The sequence below is a fragment of the Methanoculleus marisnigri JR1 genome (assembly GCF_000015825.1).
GTDB lineage: Archaea > Halobacteriota > Methanomicrobia > Methanomicrobiales > Methanoculleaceae > Methanoculleus > Methanoculleus marisnigri.
The window spans coordinates 694,156-719,745 of sequence record NC_009051.1 but is presented as its reverse complement, the minus strand read 5'-3'; the positions used below and the strand labels follow the sequence as shown (position 1 = coordinate 719,745).

General features: G+C 62.2%; 29 protein-coding genes. 19 read left to right on the top strand and 10 right to left on the bottom strand.

What is annotated here, in order from left to right:
- Window positions 1–584: 584 nt before the first annotated feature.
- Together MEMAR_RS03625 and MEMAR_RS03620 are read right to left on the bottom strand one after the other, a co-directional pair.
- Window positions 585–923, bottom strand: coding sequence for a P-II family nitrogen regulator (locus MEMAR_RS03625; protein WP_011843586.1), 339 nt, complete (start codon window positions 921–923; stop codon window positions 585–587).
- A gap of 10 nt (window positions 924–933) precedes the next feature.
- Window positions 934–2,127: an ammonium transporter gene (locus MEMAR_RS03620; protein ID WP_011843585.1), complete on the bottom strand. Its 1,194-nt coding sequence runs from the start codon at window positions 2,125–2,127 to the stop codon at window positions 934–936.
- A 144-nt stretch (window positions 2,128–2,271) separates the two neighbouring features.
- Between MEMAR_RS03620 and MEMAR_RS03615 the strand changes: the two genes are divergently transcribed.
- Window positions 2,272–2,820, top strand: a complete 549-nt coding sequence (locus tag MEMAR_RS03615; RefSeq protein ID WP_011843584.1) for a DUF2115 domain-containing protein — start codon at window positions 2,272–2,274, stop codon at window positions 2,818–2,820.
- Between the two features lie 40 nt (window positions 2,821–2,860).
- On the opposite strand, the gene MEMAR_RS03610 is transcribed toward MEMAR_RS03615, so the two are convergent.
- The 5 genes from MEMAR_RS03610 to cobT all read right to left on the bottom strand — a co-directional run bounded on the left by MEMAR_RS03610 (window position 2,861) and on the right by cobT (window position 6,796).
- Entirely contained in the window at window positions 2,861–3,391 is a 531-nt protein-coding gene (locus tag MEMAR_RS03610; protein WP_011843583.1) for a nitroreductase family protein, read from the bottom strand.
- Between the two features lie 76 nt (window positions 3,392–3,467).
- Window positions 3,468–4,664, bottom strand: coding sequence for a TraB/GumN family protein (locus MEMAR_RS03605; protein WP_011843582.1), 1,197 nt, complete (start codon window positions 4,662–4,664; stop codon window positions 3,468–3,470).
- A complete protein-coding gene (locus tag MEMAR_RS03600) occupies window positions 4,657–5,199 on the bottom strand; it encodes a YkgJ family cysteine cluster protein (protein WP_011843581.1) in 543 nt (180 codons plus the stop codon). Before MEMAR_RS03600 ends, MEMAR_RS03605 begins: the two co-directional genes overlap by 8 nt.
- Window positions 5,187–5,741 carry a GMP synthase subunit A gene (locus MEMAR_RS03595; protein ID WP_011843580.1) on the bottom strand — a complete coding sequence of 185 codons (555 nt, stop codon included), beginning with the start codon at window positions 5,739–5,741 and terminating at the stop codon, window positions 5,187–5,189. The genes MEMAR_RS03600 and MEMAR_RS03595 overlap by 13 nt, the downstream gene beginning before the upstream one ends.
- Window positions 5,742–5,779: 38 nt before the next feature.
- Entirely contained in the window at window positions 5,780–6,796 is a 1,017-nt protein-coding gene (gene cobT, locus MEMAR_RS03590; protein ID WP_011843579.1) for a nicotinate mononucleotide-dependent phosphoribosyltransferase CobT, read from the bottom strand.
- Window positions 6,797–7,230: 434 nt separating this feature from the next.
- Here cobT and MEMAR_RS03585 point away from each other — a divergent pair, with 434 nt between their 5' ends.
- Genes MEMAR_RS03585 through MEMAR_RS03575 form a run of 3 tightly spaced genes read left to right on the top strand, consistent with a single transcriptional unit; the run spans window position 7,231 to window position 9,297 of the window.
- A complete protein-coding gene (locus tag MEMAR_RS03585; RefSeq protein WP_011843578.1) occupies window positions 7,231–7,674 on the top strand; it encodes a phosphatidylglycerophosphatase A in 444 nt (147 codons plus the stop codon).
- Window positions 7,671–8,381 carry an adenosylcobinamide-GDP ribazoletransferase gene (cobS, locus tag MEMAR_RS03580; protein ID WP_011843577.1) on the top strand — a complete coding sequence of 237 codons (711 nt, stop codon included), beginning with the start codon at window positions 7,671–7,673 and terminating at the stop codon, window positions 8,379–8,381. The genes MEMAR_RS03585 and cobS overlap by 4 nt, the downstream gene beginning before the upstream one ends.
- 40 nt (window positions 8,382–8,421) lie before the next feature.
- Window positions 8,422–9,297, top strand: a complete 876-nt coding sequence (locus MEMAR_RS03575; protein WP_011843576.1) for a 4Fe-4S binding protein — start codon at window positions 8,422–8,424, stop codon at window positions 9,295–9,297.
- A gap of 24 nt (window positions 9,298–9,321) precedes the next feature.
- Here the strand turns inward: MEMAR_RS03575 and MEMAR_RS03570 are convergent, their stop codons facing one another.
- Window positions 9,322–9,624, bottom strand: coding sequence for a hypothetical protein (locus tag MEMAR_RS03570; protein ID WP_011843575.1), 303 nt, complete (start codon window positions 9,622–9,624; stop codon window positions 9,322–9,324).
- 178 nt (window positions 9,625–9,802) lie between these two features.
- On the opposite strand from MEMAR_RS03570, the gene tuf reads away from it, so the two are divergent.
- Genes tuf through MEMAR_RS03555 form a run of 3 tightly spaced genes read left to right on the top strand, consistent with a single transcriptional unit; the run spans window position 9,803 to window position 13,115 of the window.
- Window positions 9,803–11,080 (top strand): translation elongation factor EF-1 subunit alpha, encoded by a 1,278-nt coding sequence (tuf, locus tag MEMAR_RS03565; RefSeq protein ID WP_011843574.1) that lies wholly within the window; start codon window positions 9,803–9,805, stop codon window positions 11,078–11,080.
- Window positions 11,081–11,111: 31 nt separating this feature from the next.
- Complete coding sequence (gene rpsJ / locus MEMAR_RS03560) at window positions 11,112–11,420, top strand: 30S ribosomal protein S10 (protein ID WP_011843573.1); 309 nt, start codon at window positions 11,112–11,114, stop codon at window positions 11,418–11,420.
- A gap of 12 nt (window positions 11,421–11,432) precedes the next feature.
- Complete coding sequence (locus MEMAR_RS03555; protein WP_011843572.1) at window positions 11,433–13,115, top strand: flippase activity-associated protein Agl23; 1,683 nt, start codon at window positions 11,433–11,435, stop codon at window positions 13,113–13,115.
- Between the two features lie 559 nt (window positions 13,116–13,674).
- Here the strand turns inward: MEMAR_RS03555 and MEMAR_RS03550 are convergent.
- Both MEMAR_RS03550 and MEMAR_RS03545 read right to left on the bottom strand, forming a co-directional pair.
- Window positions 13,675–14,757: a hypothetical protein gene (locus MEMAR_RS03550; protein ID WP_011843571.1), complete on the bottom strand. Its 1,083-nt coding sequence runs from the start codon at window positions 14,755–14,757 to the stop codon at window positions 13,675–13,677.
- A 9-nt stretch (window positions 14,758–14,766) separates the two neighbouring features.
- Window positions 14,767–15,933: a tubulin/FtsZ family protein gene (locus MEMAR_RS03545; RefSeq protein WP_011843570.1), complete on the bottom strand. Its 1,167-nt coding sequence runs from the start codon at window positions 15,931–15,933 to the stop codon at window positions 14,767–14,769.
- A gap of 114 nt (window positions 15,934–16,047) precedes the next feature.
- Here MEMAR_RS03545 and MEMAR_RS03540 point away from each other — a divergent pair, with 114 nt between their 5' ends.
- The 12 genes from MEMAR_RS03540 (at window position 16,048) to MEMAR_RS03485 (ending at window position 25,589) form a co-directional block, all read left to right on the top strand.
- Entirely contained in the window at window positions 16,048–17,280 is a 1,233-nt protein-coding gene (locus tag MEMAR_RS03540) for an NAD(P)/FAD-dependent oxidoreductase (protein ID WP_011843569.1), read from the top strand.
- The gene (locus MEMAR_RS03535) at window positions 17,273–17,992 is read left to right on the top strand and encodes a dolichyl-phosphate beta-glucosyltransferase (RefSeq protein ID WP_011843568.1); all 720 of its coding nucleotides are present in this window, start codon (window positions 17,273–17,275) and stop codon (window positions 17,990–17,992) included. The genes MEMAR_RS03540 and MEMAR_RS03535 overlap by 8 nt, the downstream gene beginning before the upstream one ends.
- Window positions 17,976–18,956 carry a lysylphosphatidylglycerol synthase transmembrane domain-containing protein gene (locus tag MEMAR_RS03530; RefSeq protein WP_011843567.1) on the top strand — a complete coding sequence of 327 codons (981 nt, stop codon included), beginning with the start codon at window positions 17,976–17,978 and terminating at the stop codon, window positions 18,954–18,956. The genes MEMAR_RS03535 and MEMAR_RS03530 overlap by 17 nt, the downstream gene beginning before the upstream one ends.
- The gene (locus MEMAR_RS03525; RefSeq protein WP_081432591.1) at window positions 18,946–20,946 is read left to right on the top strand and encodes a DUF2298 domain-containing protein; all 2,001 of its coding nucleotides are present in this window, start codon (window positions 18,946–18,948) and stop codon (window positions 20,944–20,946) included. Before MEMAR_RS03530 ends, MEMAR_RS03525 begins: the two co-directional genes overlap by 11 nt.
- A 182-nt stretch (window positions 20,947–21,128) precedes the next feature.
- Window positions 21,129–21,497 carry a 50S ribosomal protein L7Ae gene (rpl7ae, locus tag MEMAR_RS03520; RefSeq protein WP_011843565.1) on the top strand — a complete coding sequence of 123 codons (369 nt, stop codon included), beginning with the start codon at window positions 21,129–21,131 and terminating at the stop codon, window positions 21,495–21,497.
- Between the two features lie 10 nt (window positions 21,498–21,507).
- Window positions 21,508–21,717, top strand: a complete 210-nt coding sequence (locus tag MEMAR_RS03515) for a 30S ribosomal protein S28e (RefSeq protein WP_011843564.1) — start codon at window positions 21,508–21,510, stop codon at window positions 21,715–21,717.
- 2 nt (window positions 21,718–21,719) lie between these two features.
- A complete protein-coding gene (locus tag MEMAR_RS03510; RefSeq protein ID WP_011843563.1) occupies window positions 21,720–21,911 on the top strand; it encodes a 50S ribosomal protein L24e in 192 nt (63 codons plus the stop codon).
- Between the two features lie 5 nt (window positions 21,912–21,916).
- Complete coding sequence (gene ndk, locus MEMAR_RS03505; RefSeq protein WP_011843562.1) at window positions 21,917–22,366, top strand: nucleoside-diphosphate kinase; 450 nt, start codon at window positions 21,917–21,919, stop codon at window positions 22,364–22,366.
- 816 nt (window positions 22,367–23,182) lie between these two features.
- Window positions 23,183–23,836, top strand: coding sequence for a MarC family protein (locus MEMAR_RS03500; protein WP_011843561.1), 654 nt, complete (start codon window positions 23,183–23,185; stop codon window positions 23,834–23,836).
- Window positions 23,833–24,039: a hypothetical protein gene (locus MEMAR_RS03495; protein WP_011843560.1), complete on the top strand. Its 207-nt coding sequence runs from the start codon at window positions 23,833–23,835 to the stop codon at window positions 24,037–24,039. Before MEMAR_RS03500 ends, MEMAR_RS03495 begins: the two co-directional genes overlap by 4 nt.
- The gene (locus tag MEMAR_RS03490; RefSeq protein WP_011843559.1) at window positions 24,036–24,833 is read left to right on the top strand and encodes a nitrilase-related carbon-nitrogen hydrolase; all 798 of its coding nucleotides are present in this window, start codon (window positions 24,036–24,038) and stop codon (window positions 24,831–24,833) included. Before MEMAR_RS03495 ends, MEMAR_RS03490 begins: the two co-directional genes overlap by 4 nt.
- 9 nt (window positions 24,834–24,842) lie before the next feature.
- Entirely contained in the window at window positions 24,843–25,589 is a 747-nt protein-coding gene (locus MEMAR_RS03485) for a metal-dependent hydrolase (RefSeq protein WP_011843558.1), read from the top strand.
- Window position 25,590: the final 1 nt, after the last annotated feature.

Here is a 25,590-nt window from a genome sequence, read left to right as displayed (position 1 = left end):
CTGCCGTCACCCTCCATGCACCGGAGCACTGTAGCGAAGGTGAGGGCCGGGGAGGCGAGTACGGAGACAGTGGAGTCGTGACAACTAGCAACTTCAACCAAAGAAGAATTCGATACAGTGGACTATGGGAGCATCGCCACGCACTGCCCGCCCCCCTGCGGGGGGGCGGGAGGAGCGCGAAGCGCGGGTGGTGGGGGGTTGATGAGAAATTTGCGGGCGCCCACATAGGGGGAGCGCTCCTATCATGAAAGGGCCGACGGATAGTGTTCGAGGCTTGAGATGGCCGAAGATCTTCGAAGCACGTATTTGAACACTGTCTGATGCGAAGAGACAGGGGAGGGGGGCGTGCCCCCCTCCCCACCTGACGGTGGTCGAGCTCCGGGCGTTCCGCCCATCGCACTCCCCGTCAGCCCCTCCCCAAAGGGCGATACCCACCGAAAAGCCGTGCAAGAGTTGTGCGATCACAAGTGGTAGGAATAGAGTGTCGCAAGCGCGAGTGGCAGCAAACTGAATGTCCCAAGCCCAAAAATCCTATCCACTAACCACCCCAGAGCAAAGCCCCCCCGAACCAGCCCAAAAAAAAGTTACACTTCTTCCGGATCCTCCTGATCCGTCCGAACCCGGCAGATGCTCTCGACCGGCAGGACAAAGATCCTGCCGTCGCCCGGCCTGCCGGTCCGGCCGTTTGCCCGGACGATCCCGACGATCCGCTCGACATCGGCGTCTCTTACGACCATATCGATCTTCACTTTCGGGATGAGTTCGACCGGCATCGTCTTCCCCCTGAACCGGAGGGCGATACCCTTCTGCGCCCCCCGCCCCATCACCTCGCTCACGGTCATCCCATAGATGCCGTCGGCCTCGAGCGCCGCCCTCACGGCATCGAACATCTCGGGCCTGACGACTGCGGTAACCATCTTCATCCGCACCACCTCAAACCCGCACGGACTCGCCGTGCTGGGCGATGTCCAGGCCGACATACTCTTCCTCCTCGGTGACCCGCAGGCCCATCGCTACATCGACAACCTTTGCGATGACGTAGGTCACGCCGAACGAGTAGGCCACGACGACGGCCACATCCAGCATCTGGATGAGGAACTGGCCCGGATTTCCATACAGCAGACCGTCCACGCCGCCGATTGCCGCGACCGCAAAGACTCCGGTTGCAAGGGCGCCGAAGATCCCGCCCATGCCGTGGATCGCCCACGCGTCGAGGCTCTCGTCGAGCCCCTGACGAACCCGGAAGAGCAGGGCGCCGTAACAGACGAGACCGGCAGCGGCGCCGATGGGAATCGCGGCCATGGGCGTGACGAATCCGGCCGCCGGCGTGATGGCGACGAGCCCGGCAATCGCCCCGCTGATGATCCCGACCGATCCGGGTCTGCCGCGAACCCAGGCGGCACAGAGCCAGGCGAGAGCCCCGGAAGCGGCGGCGATGTTCGTCACGACGAACGCGTTTGCCGCAAGGCCGTCCGCGGCGAGAGCGCTCCCGGCGTTGAACCCGAACCACCCGAACCAGAGGAGCGCCCCGCCGAGGAGAACCATCGGGATGTTGTTCGGCTCCATGCCGTGGCCGCCGAACCCGAGGCGCTTCCCGATGACGAGCGCGAGCGCCAGCGCAGAGAACCCGGAACTGATGTGAACGACCGTGCCGCCGGCGAAGTCGAGCGCACCAAGCTGCGCAGCCCATCCGCCGCCCCACGCCCAGTGGGCAAGCGGGTCGTAGACCAGCGTCGTCCAGAGCAGACCGAAGACGACGAAGGAACTGATCTTTATCCGCTCCGCAACCCCGGACGTCACGATTGCAAGCGTGAGGCCCGCAAAGACCATCTGGAAGGCCATGAAGAGCAGATCCGGGATGCCGTCGCCGTCCATCCCGACACCCTGCAGGAAGGCGTACTCCAGGCTCCCGATCAGCCCGTTGATATCGGCGCCGAAGGAGAGGCTGTAGCCGCAGACGACCCACTGGATGCTGACGAGGGCAAATGCGATGAACGCCAGCGCAAGCATGGAGATGAAGTTCTTCCGCCGCACGAGCCCGCCATAGAAGAGCCCCACTCCCGGGGTCATCAGCATGACCAGTGCCGTACAGACAAGGATAAACGCCGTAGCGCCGGAGTCTATCATGCCCCGGCCTCCCGGCTCAACCACAAAGTGTTCTTGTCATTCATCGGAAGGAAGTTTCCTTCTTACAATTATAAATTTTTCTATTTGCGCACGTAACGGAAGGACTGATGCATCCGGAGGTACAGATCATATCTGCGTGATGCGATGAGCACGAAGGGCGATGTCCGGCGGGTCTGCGCCCGCCTGCGGTCGGCGAAGACCCAAAGGGAACTCGCGAAGATCCTCTACCATGCGGTATCAGGCTACTCGCTCTTCGACCTCCAGGAGATGCGGGGGAGGGTGGAGCGCGACCTCCGGTCCGTCCCCGCCGGATACCGGCGACGCCTCTACCCGAGCGTGATGGAGCAGATCTTCGAGACGCACCACACCCTCATCGTCGCTGGCCGCCGCGGAGATCCGGGAGACGGGGAGAGGCTGCTCCCGGGCGAGTTCCAGGACTTCTGCGATATGGTCGAGAAAACGTGCCTTCGCGAGGACGAAGGGGAGCGGCACCTCGAACTCCTCTACTTCCTCCTTGCCGCCTTCAACATCTTCGTCCTCGACCGCCCCGCTCACCCCGTGGGCACGCCGTTTCCCGGCGGGTTCGAGGTCGAGGTCAGGAACGGGGAGTACCTCTGTCCGGTCAGGGAGAAGGCCGACGACGTCGAGAACGCCCTCTGCCCCTACTGCCCGGCAAAGCAGAGCGACGGATGAAGAAGGCGCAGCAAAAAAGAGGGATTTTTGATATACGGTTTTATTCTTCTTCCCCGTAACGCTCGAAGAACGTGACCTCGTCGAGGACCTTTTTCTCCTTGATCTGGATTTCCTCGGGGTATCCCGCGGGCACGAGCGAGACGAGCGTGTAATCCTCCGGGACGTTGAGAAGTTTCCGGACATCCTCGGCGTAATCCTTCTTCTCTCCCGCAACCCAGCAGGTTCCGAGGCCCCATGCCTGGAGCGCGAGGAGGAGCTGCATCGTCGCCGCACAGCAGTCTTCGAGATAGTACTTTGCATCCTTCTTCCCGAAGACGGCAAAACAGATCGGCGCATCGGCGATGAACCTGGCGTTCTCGGCGAGATCGGCAATCGCCCGCAGCGTATCACGGTTCTGGATCGTCCCGAAAAGCCAGGGCTGCTCGTTTCGCGCGGTCGGGGCAAGCCGTGCGCAGTCGAGGGCGTCTTTTACGATCTTATCCTCGATGGGGTTGTCCTTGTACTTCCGCACGCTGTGCCTGCTCCGTATCACGGTGACACCGAGATTAACCGTTCCACCAATCGGACTCATGCAACGATGGTGGGCACTCCTGGCCTAAATACCTTGGGGAAATGGAGAAAGGAAGGGCTCCGGTAGAAAGGCCGTCCTAGAAGAGTCCCCGTATCATCTCCACCATGTTCGAGAAGCCGTCGGCGATGACCACGGTCGGGTCGATCCCGAGGATCGGAAATATGAAGAGGAAGTAGAGGACCGTCCCGAGCGTACTCCCGACGCTCGCGAGGGCTGCAACCAGCACCACCCGAAAGAGCGGGATCCGCCGCATCTCCGCCAGAGTCTCCGCCTCGATGATCTGCCGGAACTCACCGACGGCGGGCTTCCGGATCTTCGCCTCGACGATGGCGGCAAACCAGCCCGCCGCAAGCAGGGGATTGAGCGATGTCAGCCAGGAAACCGCAAACGCCGTGACGGCCGAGAGAGGATGCCCGCCGGCAACCAGGGTGAACGCGGCGCTCAGGACACCGTTGATCAGAACCCAGTAGAGGAGAGCCGTCAGTAGGACATCTATCCCAACGCCCGAGAAGGCTATCGCGGCGATCAGGAGGAGGAAGAGAATGGTGACGCCCACCCCGATGATCTTCGCCCACGGGAGAGTCTTCACCCCGGCGGTCAGGGCCGGGAGCGGCGGCAGCGTCTCCGGTGCGTCCAGGTATCGCTGCACCCCCCGGATATGCCCGGCACCGACGACGGCGAGCACCCGCTCGTACCGGCCCCCGAGCATCAGGATCTGGTGAGCCAGATAGGCGTCCCGCTCGTCGATCAGGGCCTGGGCGCCCCGGGGAGAGAACTTCCTGAACTCCTCCATGGCAGCGCTCACGACGTCCTGGTCAGTGAACTCGTCGACGTCGATCTTCTGCCCCTCGACACTCACGAGCGAATAGATCAGGGCTCCGATGAGTTTGATCTTCTCCCAGATGCCCATCCTGCCCCAGAACCGGGCAAGTGTGATCCGGATATCCCGGTCGATGAGCGCCACGGGCTTCTGGTGCGCTTCGGCCTCCTCGACGGCGGCGAGCATCTCGGCACCGGGCTTCACGCCGGTTTCTGCGCCGATCCGCTGCTGGATGTAGGTGAGCACCCACTGAACGAGGAGCTGGCCGAAGTTCCCGCCTTTCAGGATCTCCCCTACCGAGGGTTCGGCCGCCTCCTCTCTGAGCGATACGAACCTGCCCCGGTCGAGCTCGACGCCGACGATATCGGGCTGGAACTCCTCGATGGCGGATCGGACTTCTTCAACGCTCTTCCGCGAGACGTGCGCCGTTCCGACAAGGCGGATCTCAGTCATCGAGCACCTTCACGCCTTCGCTGTCGATTACGGCGCGCTTCCCCGGCGGCACCGTCGCTTCATGGAAGACGGCGCGGATACCGGCCTCCTCTACCGCCTCGGCGGCCTGCCGCCTGCAGAGATCGGCCGCCGCATCGCGCGCATCGAGAGGAGTGAGCGGCGCACCGAGGCCGGGACACTCCGATACCGCGAGATCGTCGTCCACCAGCATGAACGGGTAAGTGCGGCAGATCCAGGGACGGCGAGCGTAGATCGAGCACCGCCCATCCCGGAGAAAGATACAGGCATCGGCCGTTCGCCTGAGACACCATGCAAGGGTGTACTCCCCACCGTTATCGGCACTGATGAAGTCGGGGTAGGGTTCGGCAACCTTGTCCCAGGCCATCCCGGTAACTGCCATGATTGCCCGGACCTCGGCCGGACTCACCAGCACGAGGTTCGAGTCCTCGGCGACCCGCCGGCAGCAGGCGCCGCACTCCCTGCAGCGAAATCCTACCGACCCAAGCCGGGTCGCAACGTCATCTACTCCGAGCATATCCCGTCAAAATTCTCAAAGAGAAGCCGTCCGTTGACGGTATGACTGACCTCCGGGTGCCACTGGATACCGTAGAGGTGTTCATCGGGAGATGCCATCGCCTCCACGCCGCAGATGGATGATCCTGCAAGCCGGACAAATCCTTCCGGCACAACCGAGACCTCGTCCGCGTGCGACGCCCATACCTGCATCCGGTCCGGGTAGCCACGGAGGAGAGGGTTCTGTTCGAAGATCTCAACCTCGACCGCACCGAACCCGCCGCTCGCACCCCGGCGGATCGCACCCCCGCGGGCCGTCGCCATGATGTGCAGCCCAAGGCAGATGCCGAGGACGGGAAGACCGAGGTCAAGGTACGCAGAGGCGACGCCGGCACGTTCAAGGGTCGGGCCGCCGCCGAGGACGATGCCCCGGCAGCCCCGGGCGACCTCGGCCGGCGGCGTCTCATTCGAGATCATCGTGGCCTCGATATCCATGTCACGGAGCGTCCGGAGGATCAGGTGGTTGAACTGCCCGTGATTATTGACCACATAGAGTGGAAGCATTGCTTATAGATAGATGCAAAAAGGTAATAGTCCTTCCCTCAGGCATACTTCCTGACGAAATCGAAGACTTTCCGGGAGATCTCTTCGGGCTCGTGGTTCATGAGGTAGGCGAGTGTCAGGGCCCCTCCGGCCCCCATCCCCTCCTTGACTTCGCCGATGCAGTAGCGGGCGAGCCCGACGTGCCCGAGCTCGGCGAAGTTCGGGTCGACGAAGTATGCGGTGGTGCCGACATCGGCAACCGACCGGACGAACCCGGCGGATGGATCGTCCCTGACGTAGACCGTCGTCGCGAGGCCCGGCACCCGTTTCCCGAGCGCTTTCAGGACGGCCGCAACGGCAAGCATCTGGGTTCCGCCGGCAAAGAGGATCTCGCCGGTATAGGTGCTCGCAATCCCTGCAGCGACCGGCATCATGGGGTCGCCTGCGGCGCGGAGGATCTCGAGGGGCTCTCTTGCGCCCGTCGCGTCGATCCGGGCAAGCACCGCCTTGCAGACGGCATCTTTCAGGCCGAGGGGATTTTCGGCAAACGCGCTGCTGACCGAGGCGTCGTAGCCGAGTGCCCGCAGAACGCAGAGGGCGGTGGTCGTCCCGCCGGGAACGCACTCCCCGAGCATCAAGAAATCGCTATACTGCGAGAGAAGCCTCCCGACCGCTTCGCCCCGCTCGAAGAGGGCTGCCGCCTGCGGCACCGCATCCTCCGTTCTCGGATCGCCGCCGGGGCTCCCGTAGACGTCGAGGCAGGGGACGGTAGGAGTATGGGCGAGCCCCGCGTTGACGATGACGGGGGCAAGCCCGGTCAGTTCCACCATCGACCGGGTGATGGTCGCCGGCGTCGGGCAGCCGGTGGGGGTGTTCGGCCGGGCCGCGACACTCGTGATCGCGCCGGTCGTGACGAGCTCCGCATCCAGGTTCGGGGTGAGCAGGGTCTTTTCGGGGGTCGGCCCTGCGCCGGATATGCCGGGGACGGTGGAGAGCATGGTGTTGCCGAGGACAAGCGCCAGCATCGGGCGCTCGGGCCTTATCCCGGGGTCTTCTGAGAGGAACGGGTTGGACATTATGTACAGGGTAGGGTTGCGGCATAGAAGAGGTTGCTGTCGGGGCGTGGCGGGGGGAGGTGGGGGCGCATACATCTCCGGGGCCGTGGCAGGGTATTCCCCGGCAATTCCAGTACAGTGGACCGTGGTGGAATCGCCATAGGGGGGAGGGGACAGGGGAGGGGGGATACTCCCCCCTCCCCGTCAGCCCCACCCCCAAGCGCGATATCCCAGGGGAATCCGTGTCCAAGAACGTTATGGACAGGATAGCCACGAGCACGAGCCCTAAAAATCCACATGCACCCCCTCTCACGGCGCAGTCCCCAATCCTGTCCGTCGCCGTCGCACCTCCGGTGCTCACGTTCGCTACGCTCACGCGTCGAAGACCTTCGGTCTTCTCCGAGCGTCGTTAATACCAAACCCAAAAATACCTCCCAAAACCAAACACTTCAACAATGTTCGAGATAGAGCGCAGGCTGGAAGAGAAGGGCATCGTAAGGAGAGATATCGTCGCCGCCGCGATGGAACTCTACGTCCCCCACGGGATAGAGGCGGATGAGGCCGCGCGCAGGCTTGACGCAAAGATCGGGAAGGCGCTTGAAGACCCGAACATCTCGTCGCTCCTCCTCGGTGCCCTCCTGCTCGAGGACGAACTCTACGTGAAGCGGAAAGACTCCGAGATCGCCGACGACCCGGTCTTCCTCCTCTCCGACGAGATCATCGGGATGGCCATCGCCGAGGTGATCGGGGGGACCTACGCACGGTTCGAGTTCACCCGCTACGACCAGAAGAAGCCGGGGATCCTGGGCAAACTCGGGCCGTTCCTCGACGACGCCGTCGCCGGGCTGATCGCCGGCTGCACGTCGCGCCTCTACAGCGAGTCGATGGGATCGATGTGAAATCCGTTCTCGCCCTCCTGCAGTTCTGCACCTCGCTCCCACTCGGGAAGCCGGTTGACTTCGAGCACTTCGCCCGCCGCTCCTACCTCTACCCGCTCGCCGGGTACGTCATCGGCGGGGTAGCGGCAGGCATCACCTGCTGGATAGCATCCCCGGTGGTGGGTGCGGCCGTCGCCCTCGCCGTGGTGCTCCTCCTCTCCGGGTGCAACCACTTCGACGGGCTGCTGGACTTCGGCGACGGGCTCATGGCTCACGGGAGCCGGGAGAAGAGGATCGCGGCCATGACCGACCGCACGACCGGGGCCGGAGCCGTCGCGGCGGGGATAATCGTCACGCTCCTCGCATTCGCCGGACTTCAGACCGCCGCAAACCTCCCGGCGGCCATCCTCATCGCCGAAGTCTGCGCGAAGGTCGGGATGTCCTGGCTCACCACGCTCGGCACGCCGTTCCGGGAGGGGATCCACTCCTACCTTCATGGGTTTGCAAAACCGTGGTTCCCGGTACCGGCCATCCTGCTCGCGCTGCCCCTCTTCCTGCTGCCGGTGCCGCAGATAACGATCGCGCTCGCCCTCGCAGCCACGGCCGTCATCGCCGCACTGATGCTCGCCCTCGCCCGGCGGCTCTTCGGCGGCATCAATGGCGACGTCGTCGGCGCCGCAAACGAGATCGTTCGGGCAGGGATCATTCTCCTCCTCGTTCTCCCGTAATCACCTTTTTTACCCCGGCGACCGCTACTATTGTAGAATGATGCAGGACCATACCCTCTACTCCCGGGGAGGGATTATCACCGAGCGGAACGCGGACTATGCGACGGTACGGCTGCGGGTCCCGGCGGGGGTCCTCTCCGCGGCGCAGGTCAAGCAACTCGCAAAAATCAGCGAGAAATACGGCGACGGCTCGCTCCACCTCACCATGCGCCAGGCGGTGGAGATCCCGCACGTGAACCCCGACAACCTCGTAATAATCGCAAAGGCCCTCGAGAAGAACGGGACGCCCATCGGGGCGGAGCAGAACGAGGTCGTCAACATCATGGCCTGTCCGGGCACGGAACGGTGCAAGTACGCCAACTGCGAGACGATCGATCTCGCCCGGAAGATCGACGAGCGGGTATTCGGCAAGGAACTCCCGATACGGCTCCGCATCGCCATATCCGGCTGCACCTACATGTGCAACAGCCCGCTCTTAAACGACATCGGGATCATCGGCAGGATCCGGCCGCTGCGTATCGAGGGACTCTGCACGGGGTGCGGCACCTGCGTGGAGTACTGCAAGCAGTGCGCCATAGCACTCAAGAACGGCATATCGGTTCTCGACGAGAGCAAATGCGTCCAGTGCGGCATCTGCATCCACTCCTGTCCCTATAACCTCCTGAAGTCCGAGTACGCCCACTACCAGATCACGGTCGGGGGCCGGCGCGGAGCCTCTCCCGCCGCAGGAAGGGAACTCGTCACCGTCGAGACCGAGGAGGAGGTCGTCGAGGTCGTCGACCGTATCGTCTACTGGGTCTACCGCACCGCATGGAGCGGCCGGCCCCTCGCCGACCAGATGGACGAGATTGGATACGATAAGTTCGCAGAGGAGATCCGAAAAGAGTTCGGGCCGGAAGTCCCGGCAGCGGAGTAACAAAGGAGAGTCCGGCGCCGGGATCTAGCGGCCGTACATCGAAGAGAACCCTTCACCCGCGTCGTCCTCACACTCGATAGCAGTGCCGTCCCGGACAAGGGTGTTGAACATCATGGCTGCGTTTAACAGATTCTCGTCGGGATTGCCGCCCTGCCGGACACCGGAGAGAGCCTGGCGCTGCGGCGTCGGGATCGTCCGTTTGCCCACCCGGACACCCGCACAGTGCCTGCAGTAACCACAGTGGGAGTGGACCGACACCTCGCGATCTGCGCATGTCACCGTCACCCGGTCACTTGCATCGTCACGGTGAAACTCAAGTATCTTCATGGTACGAGGAACGTAGATTTCCCGAGAATAAGATTCTGTCGATTGCCGGGGGTTTTTGGGGGATGCGCGGTATCGACGCGCATAGAAATGCTTTATATGGTAGACGTCATATGTATAAGATACTCGCATAAGCAGGCTGTTCGAGCTGACAGGCCTATTTGAGTGGAGGATACAAACTATGGCAGCTGAGAAGCCCCACATGAATTTAGCAGTTATCGGACACATCGACCACGGGAAGTCTACCACCGTCGGTCGGTTACTCTTTGAGACCGGAACCGTACCGCCCCACATCATCGAGTCGTTCAGGAAGGAGGCCGAATCCAAGGGTAAGGGCTCGTTCGAGTTCGCCTGGGTCATGGACAGCCTCAAGGAAGAGCGTGAGCGCGGTATCACCATCGATATCGCCCACAAGCGGTTCGACACGGACAAGTACTACTTCACCGTCGTGGACTGCCCCGGGCACCGTGACTTCGTCAAGAACATGATCACGGGCGCATCCCAGGCAGACGCTGCACTGCTGGTCGTCGCCGCACCCGACGGCGTGATGGAGCAGACCAAGGAGCACGTCTTCCTTTCCCGTACGCTCGGCATCAACCAGCTGATCATCGGCATCAACAAGATGGATGCCGCCAAGTACGACGAGAAGCGCTACAACGAGGTCAAGGAACAGCTCTCCCAGCTGCTCAAGATGGTCGGCTACAAGCCCGACGACATCAGTTTCATCCCGATGAGCGCGTTCGTCGGCGACAACATCGCGAAGAAGAGCGAGAACACTCCCTGGTACAAGGGCCCGACGGTGCTCGACGCACTCAACGCGCTCAGCGAACCCGAGAAGCCCACGAACCTGCCCATGCGTCTCCCCATCCAGGACGTCTACTCCATCTCCGGTATCGGAACCGTGCCCGTCGGCCGTGTCGAGACCGGCATCATGAAGAAGGGAATGAAGGTCAGCTTCATGCCCGCGAACAAAGAGGGTGAGATCAAGTCCATTGAGATGCACCACGAAGAGATCCCGCAGGCACTCCCCGGCGACAACGTCGGATTCAACGTCCGCGGCATCGGCAAGGGTGACATCCGCCGTGGCGACGTCTGCGGTCCCTCCGACGTCCCGCCGACCGTTGCAGAGGAGTTCATCGCACAGGTCGTCGTGCTCCACCACCCGAGCGCCCTGACCGTCGGGTACACCCCGGTCTTCCACTGCCACACCGCCCAGATCGCATGCTCCTTCGTCGAACTCATGAAGAAGCTCGACCCGCGGACCGGCCAGGTCAAGGAAGAGAACCCCACGTTCCTCAAGACCGGCGACGCCGCGATCGTCAAGATCAGGCCCACCCAGCCCATGGTCATCGAGAAGGTCAAAGAGATCCCGCAGCTCGGGCGGTTCGCTGTCCGTGATATGGGATCCACCATTGCGGCAGGCGTATGCATGGACATCACGCCCAAGCAGATGAGATAAGAAGGTACCTATAATTTTTTGGTGGTTAAACATGCAGAAAGCCAGAATACGTCTTTCCGGAACCGACTTCGAAAAAATCGAGATGGTCTGCGACCGGATCAAAGAGATAGCAGAGCGTACCGGCGTCAATCTGGCAGGTCCGATCCCGCTGCCCACGAAGAAACTCGTGGTCCCCACCAGGAAGAGCCCTGACGGCGAAGGTACCGCAACCTGGGATCGCTGGCAGATGCGAGTGCACAAGAGACTCATCGACATTGATGCCGACGAGCGTGCGCTACGCCAGCTGATGCGTATTCAGGTTCCAAAAGACATCGGCATTGAGATTGTGCTGGAGAGTTGAGGTGAGAGCGGCGTGAAGGCCGCCGTGTTCGCGGCAGGATACCGTGAACGACTACTCTCATTCGAGGGGCTTTTCCTCCTCATATTTCTGGCCACAATTGCCCTCCGTTTTTACTCGCTCGACGTAAAGTTATTTCACCACGACGAGGCCATCCACGCGTGGTTCTCCTATCGGCTCCTGACCGAAGGAACGTACACCTACGATCCCATGTATCACGGGCCGTTCCTCTATTACGTAACGGCCGGGATATTCTCGTTGCTCGGAGACTCCGATCTGGTGGGCCGGCTCATACCTGCGCTGCTCGGCACCCTGCTCGTCCCGCTGGTCTACCCGATCTACCGGCTCGGCTATCTCGATAAGAAGCAGACGATTGTCGCGGCGCTCTTCCTCGCCGTATCGCCGAACATGGTATACTTCTCGCGGTTTCTCCGAAACGACATCTTCATCGCCTTCTTTACGATGGTGCTCCTCGTCGCCCTCCTCTACTACTTCGAGCGGCACAAGGTGCAGTACGCACTCATCGCCGGGGCGGCGGTCGGGCTCGGGATGACCGCGAAGGAGAACATGCCAATCATCGTCCTGATCTTCGGGGCATACCTCCTTTACCTCATCTGGACAAGGAAGGTCCGGCTCCCGAAACGCTGGATTCGGGATCTCGCGCTCGGCGCCCTCGTCGCGGTCGGGATCATGGCGATCCTCTACTCGTCGTTCGGCGCCCACCCCGAGGTGCTCATGGACGGGTGGCTCCGGGCTATCGAACACTGGACCTCGATGCACCAGGCACAGCGCCTCGGGGGGCCGCCGTACATCTACATCCTGCTCTTCCTCCTCTACGAGGCGCCGATCCTGATCCTTGCCGTGGTCGGGGTCCTGCAGTTCGTCGATATCCCCGGCATCGTCTCCCGCTGGAGGGAGCGAAAGGCGGGGCACACGGGGAGCCCCGACGAAGGAGAAGCAGCAGAGACAGAGGCAGAGACTGAAGCGAGCCGGGAGATTGGGGCCCCGCCCGTCGAGCCGGTGCAGGGCTTCAAAGACCGGCTCCGCGAGGTCCTTTCGGGCGGCGGGGAACTCCGGCCGATCGACCGGCAGAAGGAGTTCGCGAGGTTCGCCATCTTCTGGATGATTCTTTCGCTTGGAGTCTATGCCTACATCGGCGAGAAGGTGCCGTGGCTGATCCTCCATCAGCTCCTGCCCATGATCTTCGTCGCGGTCTATATGATGACCACGAAGAAGGCGGTCGTCGCAGTCGTGGCAGGGATCTTTCTGGTCGCCATGACACTCCACGTGGCGTACACCCCGGCGGACATCAACGAGCCCATCGTGCAGGTGCAGAACTCCGAAGACCTGCGGGAGGTCTTCGCGAAGATCGACGCTGCGGATAAGGTGGCGGTCGCGACCGACTCCTACTGGCCGCTGCCCTGGTACTACCGTGGTGATAGCGCCTCGAAGCTTGCTTATTACAGCCAGAAGGTGAGCGAGCCGACGATATACGGGGGAGATTTCGACGTCGTGATCACCCACGACGGCGATACTTACCCGACTCTCGACGGCTACGTAAAGGAGACCTACCGGTTGAACTACTGGTTCTCGTACGAGGAGAACAAAGAGAGGGTGCTCGAGTACTACTTCCTGCGGGACGGGAAGGCGGGGAGCAGAAACCTCGAGGTCTTCTCGAGGGTTCCCACGACTGCCTGAGACCCGCGAGGCCGCCGGGAATCCGGGACGAGTCATCGATTGCGTCCCAGACACGGCTTCCGAGGGGACTGCGCACCTGTGGTGCTCGTGCTCCTGCCCCCGCACCTTGCGGTGCTCAAACTCCGTTCCGGAGGAACGTCGCACCTTCGGCCAGTCGCCAGTCCAAGACCTTCGGTCTTCTCCTGCTCCTGCCCTTCGGCCAGTCGCGCCTCGCATCAGGGTGCTCGAACCCCGGACATCTACACCCCCCCCAATTACGACCTTCAAAACCAAAACATGATTTTAACAGAGCCGAAACTCGAAACGTTTCGGGCGAGAGACCGGGGAATGGGACCAGAGGGATCTTGAGAAGGCCAAAAGTCTTCGAAGCGTGGGCGAAAACGAACGTGAGCACCGGAGGTGCGATTGGTGTCCCCCTCCGGCAGAGGCGTTTGGGGACGGCTCCCCCGGCAACAAATCGGACGCGCACCGGAAGTCAACTCGAATGTACAGTCATCGGCCAAAAGAGCCTGGTGAAAAAATAGGGAAGCAGGAAGTGCGAAGAAGGGGGAGGGACGGGTTATCCGAGCTCGTCCCAGCCGGATCTCTTCCGGTAGAGAACGATGCCCGCGACAACGAGGACGATGACAACCCCGACGCCAATGTAGAGGAGGAAGTCACCACCGATGCCGAACCCCTCACCGATCCTCTCCCGGAGCGCATTCGCATCGGTCAGGGCCTCGTTTGCCTTATTCAGGCCATCCCCAGCCTTCGAGCGCGCCAGCGGATAATTCTCGGCGTTCAGGTTGTCCTGTGCCTGGGAGTAGAACTGGACGGCGCTCTCGCGCTTGGTCATGATGGCGACCACCTGCGGATCGCTGTTCATGGAACGGTTCTCGACGAAGTAGGTGATCATCCCGTCGAGCGACTCGATTGCCGCGCCGGTGTCGGCGACCGCTTTCTCGGCCCATACCTTATCGAGGAGCGCAATTCCCTCGTCTATGTCTTTCTTCGCGGTAGCGATGTAACTCGCCGCCTGTGACGGACCTGCCGACGCGGCGCTGGTGAGCGCCTGACTTGCAGCGTTGTACTCGGCCTGGACGGCGGTGACATCCACCCCGTCTGCAGCTTTCTCATCCATGTCGGCCTTCAGGTCCTTGAGACGCTGCTGCTGGGCGGTAAGAGAACCCCCGATCTGGGCCGCGGTCACGACGTCGCGGGTCACGGAGTGAGTGTCCTTCACATCGTCACCCCGCAGGTGCTCGATCTTGGTGATCAGAACCTTGTTGCTCCCGGTCGAGGGAACCATGCCGCGCAGTTCGACACGCAATTCTACATCTGCATCGCCGTAATCGATCTCGAACTCCGACAGGACCGGGTAGTACCCGGTCTTCTTGATAGGGATCTCAACCCCGCCACGGTAGACGTTGATATCCCAGACGGGATTCTGCAACGCGGTGCTGAGCTCGAACGACTCGTCGTTCAGGTCATGATCATCCATATCGTAGGTGAGCACGTACCGCGCGTTCACCTGTTGGCCCGGTTCGAGAGCGCCGCTCGCGGGGTTGACGGTCTCCGTCTTGACGTCGAACGCCGCTGCTGCCTGCGCGACACAGACCAGTGCCAGCAGGAGAATAAGCCATCTGCTGATGTTTCCCTTCATAACGTCTCCTCACTCAAACAACGGCTCTATGCCGTCGTCGAACATGGTTGAGCGCTTTTCCTTCGACTTAAGGACATCTTCCTTCGTGGACTTGGCAATCTCAAGAAGTTCGGTGATCCGGGGAGCGTTCCCGATCGTCGCAAGAACCACAACCGCAGCGATGTAGTCGCTCTGCACCGGGTAATCACCACCACGCACCTCGACGCCGGCGATGTTCTCCTCCACCCAGCTCTTCGACTTCTCAACGCCCTTCCGGTCCATCTCATCCGGTGGGCCCGCGAGAAGGACGAGACCGCGCTCGGCCGTCGAGTAGTCGCACGGCAGGGTGAGACGTCCGAGCATGGCACGCCTGACGAGGGCGATGATCTTCGCCGACTTGTCCTCGCCGGTCAGCACCTCCTCGGTCTTCTCCTTTTTGCGCACCAGACCGGAGAGGAGCCCCTGGTTCTGTTTCGTGCGCGGACTGATCTTCTCGCTGATGGCATACCCGACAGTGCTGATGCCGCCACCCCGGAGAGTGTTGATGACCTCGCTCGAGTCAACGACCATCTCGCCGACACCCGCCTTGCCGACCTCGCCGGCACGGAAAAGTACGCCGAACCGGCGGACGATCTCGTCGTTCAGCCGGTTATACGCGTCCTTGACGCTTTCTCCCTCATTCTTCCAGGCACTGTTATCGAAGATGAAGGTATTGTCAGCCTCGTTCACCAGGGTGCTCAGGGAACGCGCTGCATTATACGAATAGAGCCGGCCTTCCTCGGGGGCAGGCAGGATGCCGATCGCATAGACCGGTTCCCGGTAGATACGCTTTAAGTGGCGGGCGAGCACCGGCGAACCCCCCGAGCCGGTTCCGCCGCCGAGGCCGGCGACGATGACAAAGGCATCGATATCGTGTGTACCACGCGAATCGACGGCGTTGATGATGGCATCAATCTCGTCGGCGGTCACCCGTGCACCGGTCACGTTGTCGGTCCCGACCCCATGGCCTTTCACCACGGTCTGGCCGATCAGGAGCCGGTCTTTGAGCTCGATGTTCTTCAGTCCCATCAGGTCGGTACGCGCTGTATTTACAGCGATTCCCCTGAAACTCTGGGTCTGCATTCGTTTGTCCTGTTCAATGAACATATCGACAATTTTGCCCCCAGCTTGACCGAATCCTATGAAGAAGACCCTCATTCAGCTTCACACCCTCATATTGACTAATTAATTATATCCACGCTTATGTATAAAGACCATACATACATTATAACCCAAAAGTGTTCTTATAATTTTCATACGTAGGGGTAGGTAATGAAGATCTGCGTTGTGGGGGGAGGTCTTTCCGGTCTGGTCTCGGCGCTCGAACTCGCCGGGACACACCAGGTGGATCTCTTCGAGCGAAGGCCGATTCCGGGCGGCTGCCTCGGTTCATACCGGATCGGCGATTACTGGATCGAGGAGTATTACCACCATTGTTTTGCCGGTGATACCGCCCTGCTCGACCTCTTCGATGCGCTGCAGGTGACAGATCGGCTGGTATGGCTTCACGGGTCCACCGGCTACTACGTCGACGGAACTCTCCACCCGCTCACCACCCCGACCGAGATCCTGCGCTACCCCCATCTCACGCTCATGGAAAAGGCCCGTCTCGGCCTGCTGACCCTGCGCTCCCGCCGGTTCGACGTCTCGGCGCTCGACGAGATCACCGCGAAGGATTTCATCCTCGATAACCTCGGTCCCGGGATATACTCCTCGTTCTTCGAACCGCTCTTAAAAAGCAAGTTCGGCGACCGCCGTGATGAGGTTTCCGCCGCCTGGCTCATATCCCGCATCGCCATCCGATCCGACCGGGGTGCCGGGGGCGAGCGTCTGGGCTACCTGAAAGGGGGTTTCCGGCACTTCGTCGCGCGGCTCGAGGAAGAGGCAGCGCAACGGGGCGCCTCGATCCTGCCGGACACTCCCGTCGAAGAGATCCGGCGGGAGGGCGGCGGCTGGGTCGTCAACGGGAGATCGTATGACGCCGTCGTATCGACGCTCCCCCCGCAGGCAACCGCGGACCTTGCCGGTCTCGATCTCGCCGAAATTCCCTACCAGGGCGCCGCCTGCATGACCCTCGCGCTCGACCGGGACGTGACCGACGGAATATACTGGCTGAACATGAAGGATGCCGCCCCTTACGGTGCGGTGGTCTCGCACACCAACTTTGCCCCGCTCGAGTGGTATGGGGAGCATATCGTCTACCTTGCATCCTACTTCACCGGCCGGCTCCCGGAAGGATTCGAGCAGTCGATGCTTGCCGACTTCTGCCGGCGATTCTCCGTCAGTGAACGCGAAGTCCACTGGCACCGGCTCGCGGTCGACCCGTATGCCGGCCCGGTCTACACGACGGGGCTCCGTAACCGGCTGCCCGACTACGAGGAGCACGGACTCTTCCTCGCCGGGATGTTCAGCCCTCCGAATTACCCGGAGCGGAGCATGAACGGTTCGGTCGTCGCCGGGCAGGAAGCGGCGAAGAGGGTTCTCGCGAGGTATCCGGATGCGTGAGGTCGAGGTGAGCGCCGTCCTTCCGGTCTACAACGATCTTTTAGCGCTCAAGACCGCGATACCGCGGTCGCTCGAGACGCTCGAGGCGATCGCTCCGGGGAGGTTCGAGTTGATCGTCGCCGAGGACGGGAGCACCGACGGGAGCACGGAGTTCGTACGGGAGTGCGAGGCCGGAGATCCCCGGGTTCGCCTGCTCCATTCCGACGAGCGGCTCGGGCGGGGACGGGCGCTCAACCGCGCGTTTGCCGGGGCGTCGGGGTCTATTGTCTGCTACTACGACGTCGATCTCGCCACCGACATGCAGCACCTCCCCGAACTGGTCGAGGCCATCCGCGACGGCAACGACATTGCAACGGGCTCCCGCCTCCTTCCCGAAAGCGTCATCGTACGGAGCGGCGGGCGGGAGATCGCGAGTCGCGGTTATAATACGCTTGTCAGGACGATCCTCGGGAGTTCGCTCTGCGATCACCAATGCGGGTTCAAGGCGTTCCGGCGCGACCGCCTGCTCTCCCTGCTCCCGTCGGTGACCGCAGATCACTGGTTCTGGGACACCGAGGTGCTGGTTCGGGCACAGAAGAACGGTTACCGGATACGGGAGTTCCCCGTGCAATGGCGGCAGGGAGAGGGGACGACGGTACGGAGGAAAGACGTAGTTGAGATGGGATCGGCGATTCTTCGTCTCTGGTGGCGGCTCCATGTGGAAAAAAGTTAGCGCGGTCGTCATCCCCACCCTGATCGCGGTCGGAATCGTCGCCTACATGCTCTACCGTGTATGGGACGAACTCCTGCTGACGCTCGAGCACGCCGTAATACCCTTCCTCTTTGCCGCCGTCGGGATCTGCGTTGTTGCCTGGATCCTCCGGGGGTACCGGTACCGGTTCATCCTGCACGGGCTCGACGTCAGAAAGAGCCTCTGGTTCTCGACCGCCTGCATATTCATCTCCCAGACGGCGAACCTCATCGTCCCCGCGCGCCTCGGTGATTTCGTGCGGATGCTGATCTTAAAGCACGAGGACGACGCCACCTACTCGCAGGGGTTCTCGTCTCTCGTCGTCGAGCGTGTCTTCGACATCCTGATGATCGCGATACTCGGTGCCGTCGCGCTCCCGTTCGTCCTCGCGGTTCTCGACGTCCCCGACTGGTTCATCACGGTCATCATTGTTCCCCTCGCCGCAGGGGCCGTCTTCTTCGCCGTGCTGCTCTGGTCGGGCAGGATGGAGTCGGGGAACCGGATCGTCGTTGCCGTCCAGAGGATGCTTGATGAGGTGAAGCGGGCCTCCCTCAACCCCCGGGCTCTCGGTGTGCTCAGCGGCTCGTCGCTCCTGATCTGGCTCGTCGACGTGCTGGTCTGCTACGCGGTCGTCCTGATGTTCCAGGCGCCGGTGCCGTTCGGCATCATCGTCCTCGCGATCGTCATCGGCAACCTCGTCAAGGCTGTTCCGATCACCCCGGGAGGGGTAGGAACCTACGAACTCGCGCTCGCCCTGACGTTCGGGCTCGCGGGAACCCCGGCGGTCACGGCAACGCTGATAGCGGTCATCGACCACCTGATCAAGAACCTGGTCACGCTCGTCGGGGGCGTCGGATCGATATACTACTTCGGCGACTGGTCGATGAGCCTCCTGAAGAGAGCATTCAACAGGGAGATCGAGAAGGAGGATACGTTTGGCGGTTGAGTTCATCGTTCCCGTGCTGCTCTGGCTTCTCGTCGTCAAGATGCTTCAACTCGCCGTCTGGCCGGCGCTCGACCGCACCCTCGGCAGCCTCTCGGCAGCCGCGGCATACCCGGCATCAATTCTCCTCTTCACGCTCGTTACGTGGTACCTGGGACTGACAGGACTCCCGATCGTGCTCGGCCTTCTGCCGTTTGTGGCCGTAGTAGCGTATGCAGGGTCGCGCAGGTTCTTCACGAGGGAGCGGCTACGGTCCGCGCTCACCTGGGACCTCGCTTTCCTGCTCCCCTTCCTCTTCATGCTCGAGGTGCGCTGGATCAACCCGAGCATCTCCTACGCCGAGAAGTTCATGGATCACGCGATCCTCGCTTCGATCATGCGGGTGCCCACCGTCCCGCCGCTCGATCCCTGGTATGCAGGGGGAACGCTGGACGTCTACTACTACCTCGGCTACTGGATGGATGGGGTGCTCGGGCTCGTATCCGGCGTGCCTTCGACGATCGCCTTCAACCTTGCACTCCCGACGGTGCTCGGTCTTGCCGTCGTCTCACTCTACGCTCTCGGGCACCTCCTCCTCGATCGTTACCGGTGGCTCCCGGTGGTTGCACTCTTCCTCCCGAACCCCTCCGCCATCTACCACATCCTGATAGGGGATGCCTGGTTCGACGTCCTCTGGGGGAGCACCCGGACGATCGAGAACACCATCAACGAGTATCCCATCTTTTCGATGCTCTGGGGCGACGTGCACCCGCACGTTATGAGTTTCTTCAACCAGGGGTTCCTGCTCTTTCTCCTGGTCTTCGCCTACATGCGGTGGGGGACACTCTCCATGCGGGGGCGGGCACTCCTCTGTGGGCTTGCCGCCCTCTCCCTCGGGTCGATGCCCGGGTTCAACTCCTGGGACGTGCTGGTCTATGCCCCGGTCACGCTGGCCTTCGGCCTCCTGATATGGTGGCGCTACGGAAATCTTCGGTTGGACAGCCTGAACTCCTGGATGGTGCTTGCAGCGGTGCCACCGCTCGCGATCCTGACCTACCTCCCATTCTACCTGCAGCTCAACAGCCCCGGCGTCGCGGGAGTCGCAATCGTCCCCACACCCTCCGCACCGGTGGAGTTCCTGCTGGTTCACGGGTTCTTCCTCGCGGTGCTGATCGCGTACTGCGCACCGGATATCCGGAGACGCCCCTACCTCCTGCTCGCCGCGGTGCCGTTCGTGCTCGCCGGCTACCCGGCCGCGGCCATCGCCGCCGTTCCGCTGGTCTACCTCGCCGCCCGCCGCCGTTTTACGGCAGTCGAAACGCTTGCGATGCTCGGGCTTGCGATCGTCCTCGTCACCGAGCTCATTTACCTCGTGGATAACATGGGAGAGACCTACTTCCGGATGAACACGGTCTTCAAGTTCTACCTCCCGGCATGGTTCCTGATGGGGACGGCGAGCCTCGCCGTCATCGGGGAATGGCTCCGGGGCGCCGGGATCGACCGGCAGATCCCGGATAGGGCGGAGAAGGCGCTCCCGGTCCTGGCCGCGGTGCTGCTCCTCATCGCGCCCTTCGCGATCAACGTCGACTTCGGCTACGGGAGCCACACCCTCGACGGGGCGGCATACCTCGAAGGCTCGAATCCCTCTGACGCGGCGGCGATCGCGTTCCTCCGGACTCTTCCCGGCAACCACGTCATCGTCGAGGCGGAGGGCGGCGACTACACCTACTATTCAAGGGTCTCGTCGTTCACCGGAATCCCGGCCGTGATCGGGATGCCCTTCCACGAGTACATGTGGCGGGGCGATGAAGGGCGCATCAGCGAGCGGAGCGCCGATGTGCGGGCAATCTATGAGCAGCCCGACCGGACCGTCGACCTTGCGCGGGCGTACAACGCCACCCTGCTCTACGTGGGTGCGGCAGAGCGCGAACGCTACGCCGTCTCCATCCCGACGAATGCGCTCGAACTCATCTATGATGCGCAGGGAGTCCGGATCTACCGGATCCCCGCATAAACCGTCTGCGGCCACGTCCATGCGGGCAGGCACGAAAACGACGGAACCCTACCTCCAAAAACGTGGGAGAATGACAAACCTTTATCACTCCTCTTATTGACATAATAGAGCGCATTCGATCAGCTACGCTACTGATGAATGATGACGGAGCAGCAGTGGGCTGCCCCTGAAAGAGGTGAGTTATGGCAAAGGCATACGTAAAATTCGAGATTCCGGAAGAGATCCAGAATAAGGCTCTTGAAGCCCTTGAGATAGCAAGGGACACCGGTAAGGTGAAGAAGGGGTCCAACGAGGCAACAAAAGCAGTCGAGCGGAACATTGCCCAGCTGGTTCTCATCGGTTCGGACGTTGAGCCTGAAGAAATCGTGATGCATCTGCCGCCGCTCTGCGAGGAGAAGCAGATCCCGTTCGTCTACATCTCCAAGCAGAACGACATCGGGCTGGCGAGCGGCCTCGAGGTCGGCTCGGCAGCCGCCGCGATCGTCAAGTCCGGCAAGGCAAAGGACCTCGTCGAAGAGATCGCGAAGCAGATTGCTGCACTGAGAGAGTGAGGGATAAATCATGGCAAACGACGGAACGCCCGCAGAAGTTATCGAGATCATCGGCATGACCGGGATGCATGGCGAAGCCCAGCAGGTGAAGTGCCGGGTTCTCGACGGCCCGAACAAGGGGCGGATCATCACCCGCAACACGGTGGGCCCGATCAGGGAGGGAGACATCCTTTCGCTGCTCGAGACCGAACGTGAGGCCAAGAAGCTCTCGAGGCGGTAACCATGGTCGACAAGTACGTCTGCAATTTCTGTGGAGAGGTTCTGGAGCCCGGAACCGGCAAGATGTTCGTCAAGAAGGACGGAACCATCCTCTACTTCTGCAGCACCAAGTGCCAGAACAACTACCGGCTCGGCCGGGTGCCGCGCCGCGTCGAGTGGACCGCGGCCGGACGGAAAGCCCGCGGCAAAGAGTGATCGGCATGGACCGCACCTTCGTGATGGTCAAGCCCGACGGCGTCCAGCGCGGACTTGTCGGAGAGATCGTCTCCCGGTTCGAGGCGAAGGGCCTCAAACTCGTCGGGGCGAAGCTCGAACTCCTCCCCGAGGGTCGGGTCGTCGAGCAGTACCGCGAACACCTGGAGAAGCCCTTCTTCCCTGGCCTTAAGGCTTACATCATGAGCGGACCCTGCTTCCTGATGGCCTGGGAGGGCAAGGGTGTCGTCGCGGTCGTCCGCAGGATGGTCGGCGCCACCAACCCCGCGGAGGCTGCACCGGGGTCTATCCGCGGCAACTTCGCGCTCGATATCGGGCGGAACGTGATCCACGCGTCCGACTCCCCCGAGAGCGCCGCCCGCGAACTCGGCATCCACTTCGCGGCGGGCGAACTGGTCGATTACTCGCGGATCGACGAGCCCGTTCTCTACGAGTGAACGGCGGAACCGCCGGGTTCCGGCGGGGGCCGTTTCTTTTTCCTGGAGATTGTGTTGCGTAGCGGTGCGTGGGGATTTTTCGCCCGGGATGAAAGGTGTAGGCCGGACCTTTGCTCGCACAGCGCCGGGCTACTGGATTTGTGTATGACACAAAGGGATTTGCACCGATAATCCCTATATAGGGAAGAGTTTTGGGGTGAGTTGCGACAAAGTGGTCAATGCGAGGAAAGACCCCGTGCGGTGGACCGTGGGGATATCGCCACGCACTGCCCCCGCCCCTGAGGGGCGGGGAACGACTGCTGGAACAGCAGGAGCATGAGCACCGCAGGTGCGGGTGAGGAGGCCGGAGGCCGGGCGGGGTGCGACGGACGGGACGTCCGGAGCTTGAGAAGACCGGAGGTCTTCGAGTGGGGTTACAGGAATCCCTTAGGATGTGGAGACAGGGGAGGGGGCACGCCCCCTCCCCACCTGACGGTGGTCGAGCTCTGCTCCTTCGGAGCATCGCACTCCCCGTCAGCCCCACCCCCAATGGCGATATACCCTTGAAATCCGTGCCAGATGCAACCAAAGAAAATCGTCAGGTGGCAGGCCCCACAGTCCACCGCGCCGGGCTTCCCTCATCATATAACCTCACCCTCCCGCTATATCACAAACCATCCGGACCACGAATAGAGCCCGCGCGGGAATAACCCGGCACCGCCGGAACCCATCGCCGGAAAAAATCCTCACCAGAGTGAATTCCCGGAGAAACGGATCGGCCATCCTCCCCCAAAACCACAAGTGCTAATATCGAACTTACCGCATACCTGATTACAAATGGCGGATCTCCTGAGTTTTGCGCTGCTGAGTATCTCTTCGATCCTCATCGTAGTGAACCCGCTTGCAGCCACCCTGATCTTCGTCTCCCTCACCGGGACGATGGATCAGGCGGCAAAACTCAGGGTCGCACGTGACGCAAGCCGGTTTGCCCTGGTCATCCTGCTGCTCTTCACCTTTGCAGGCGGCTGGATCCTGCAGCTCTTCGGCATCTCCATCGAGGCTTTCCGCATCGCAGGCGGTCTCCTTCTCTTCGGCATAGGCATGGACATGGTCTACGCAAAGACATCCCGGACAAAGATGACGGCCACCGAGAAGTACGAAGGGCAGGAAGCGGACGACATCGCCGTCATGCCGCTCGCAGTCCCGATGATCGCGGGGCCCGGCGCCATCACCTCGGCAATCGTGCTGATGAACGAGGCAATGAGCATGAGCGTCGCCGCAATCGCCGTCGTGCCGCTCGCTGCCGTTGTAGCCATATCGCTCACCTACTACATGATGCAGAACGCCGACGTCATCGTCCGGCGCATCGGCCAGCGGGAGTACCGCGCCGCCAACCGGCTGATGGGGATGCTCCTCATCGCGATCGCAGTCCAGTTCATCCTCATCGGCATCAGAACCGCCTTCCCCATACTCACCGGAGGTATTGCATGACACCTGACCTTACGCTTCCCGGAGCCGCCCTGATCAGCACCTGCATCATCGCAGGCGGGATCCTGATCGCGGCGCAGATGTTCGCTGTCGTTATCCCGTTCGCCCCGTACGTCATGGTGGCGATCGCCGTTTTCGTCGTCCTCGGCGCCGCCATGCTCATCTTCTCCTGCAGGAGCCGGGACGCAATGCCGTCTCAAGAATGACGAAGATAACGCTTGCGCAGGCCGCCGGCGGCCATGGCAGCCCTGCGGAGAGGCTCGAGGCGGCCGGCCGGATGGCCGGGGAGGCCGCGGCGGCGGGAGCATCGCTCATCTGTTTTCCCGAGCAGTTCGTGACCGGATGGTCGCCGAAGGTCCCGCCGGGCTCCGGCGAACCCCTGGACGGCCCGCTCACCGCCGCGTTCGCACGGATAGCAGAGGAGAACGGTATCGCGGTAGCAGGATCGATCGTCGAAGCGGGGCTGGAGAATCGTCCTAAGAACACCACCGTAGTGCTCGACGAAGACGGCGAACTCCTCGCTGCCTACGCGAAGATCCATCTCTTTTCCCCCGAGGGGGAGGACCGTTACTACACCGCAGGCGACCGGATCGCCACGTTTACCGTCGACGGGGTGAAGTTCGGGATCGCCGTCTGCTACGATCTGCGGTTCCCGGAACTCTTCCGCATCTACGCCATAGCCGGCGTGGAGTGCATGCTGGTCCCGGCCGCATGGCCCTGCTCCCGGCTCTCCCACTGGGAGACCCTGCTCCCCGCACGGGCTCTCGAGAACCGGTACTACGTGACCGGAGTCAACACGGCCGGCCGGCCGGGCGCGCCCTGCTGCGGGGGATCGCTCGCCGCCGATCCGGACGGAACCGTCATCGGCCGGTGCGGGGCCGGGGAAGAGGCCATCTCCATCGAGGTCGATCCTGTAGCGGTTCATGAGGCACAATCCTCACTTCCTTCACTTTCAGACCGCAGAAGTGACCTTTATCACAGACTGCTCTCCAAACTGTAGAGATTTCCCATGCGGGGTGACCAGCACGTATCGCTCAGTCTTGCTACGGCAGCACTTCTTATCGCTCCCTGGGCCACCGCCATCGACGCGGCCGCGATAGCCGTCCTCCTCTTCGGCGTCTTCGTCGGATCGCTCGCCCCGGACGCAGATGCCGTCGATGCGGCGATATTCAACGGCAAAATAGCCGGCGCGAAAGGGAAGAGAGGACAGGTGGTAAACGGCTTTGCCGTGGTGCTCCCGATCTTCGGCTATACCATCAGGTATCTCATCTACTACCCGCTCTCCCTCGTCTTCATGCTGATCCTCAGGAAGAGTTACCGGCACAGGCACCGCGGACTGCTCCACTCGTTCCCGGGTGTCGGGCTGACGACCCTCGTCCTCTGCGGTTACCTGGCCCTCATCCTCACCTGGCTCGGGAGTTCCCTCGCGCTCCTTCCAGCCTTCGGGTGCGCATTCTTTGCAGGGTGCGTCCTCCACCTCGTGGAAGACACCTGCACCCCGGCCGGGGTCGCCTGGCTTTATCCTTTCTCCAAGCGGCGAGTGGCCGGCCGTGTCCGGGCTCAGGGGCTCCTCGAGGTGCGCCCTGCAGCCTTCGCCATCGTGCTCGTCATAGCGGCGGCCGGGATGTTCGTCGCGCCGTTCGTGACCGCCATGTCGGTCGAGGAACTCGGAGGCCTCGCGCTCGTCGCCGCTCCCGCCCTCTGGCTGCTCTTCATGCTCGTCTCCCGCGTCCGGCCCGAGCAGCGGCGGCGGTAAG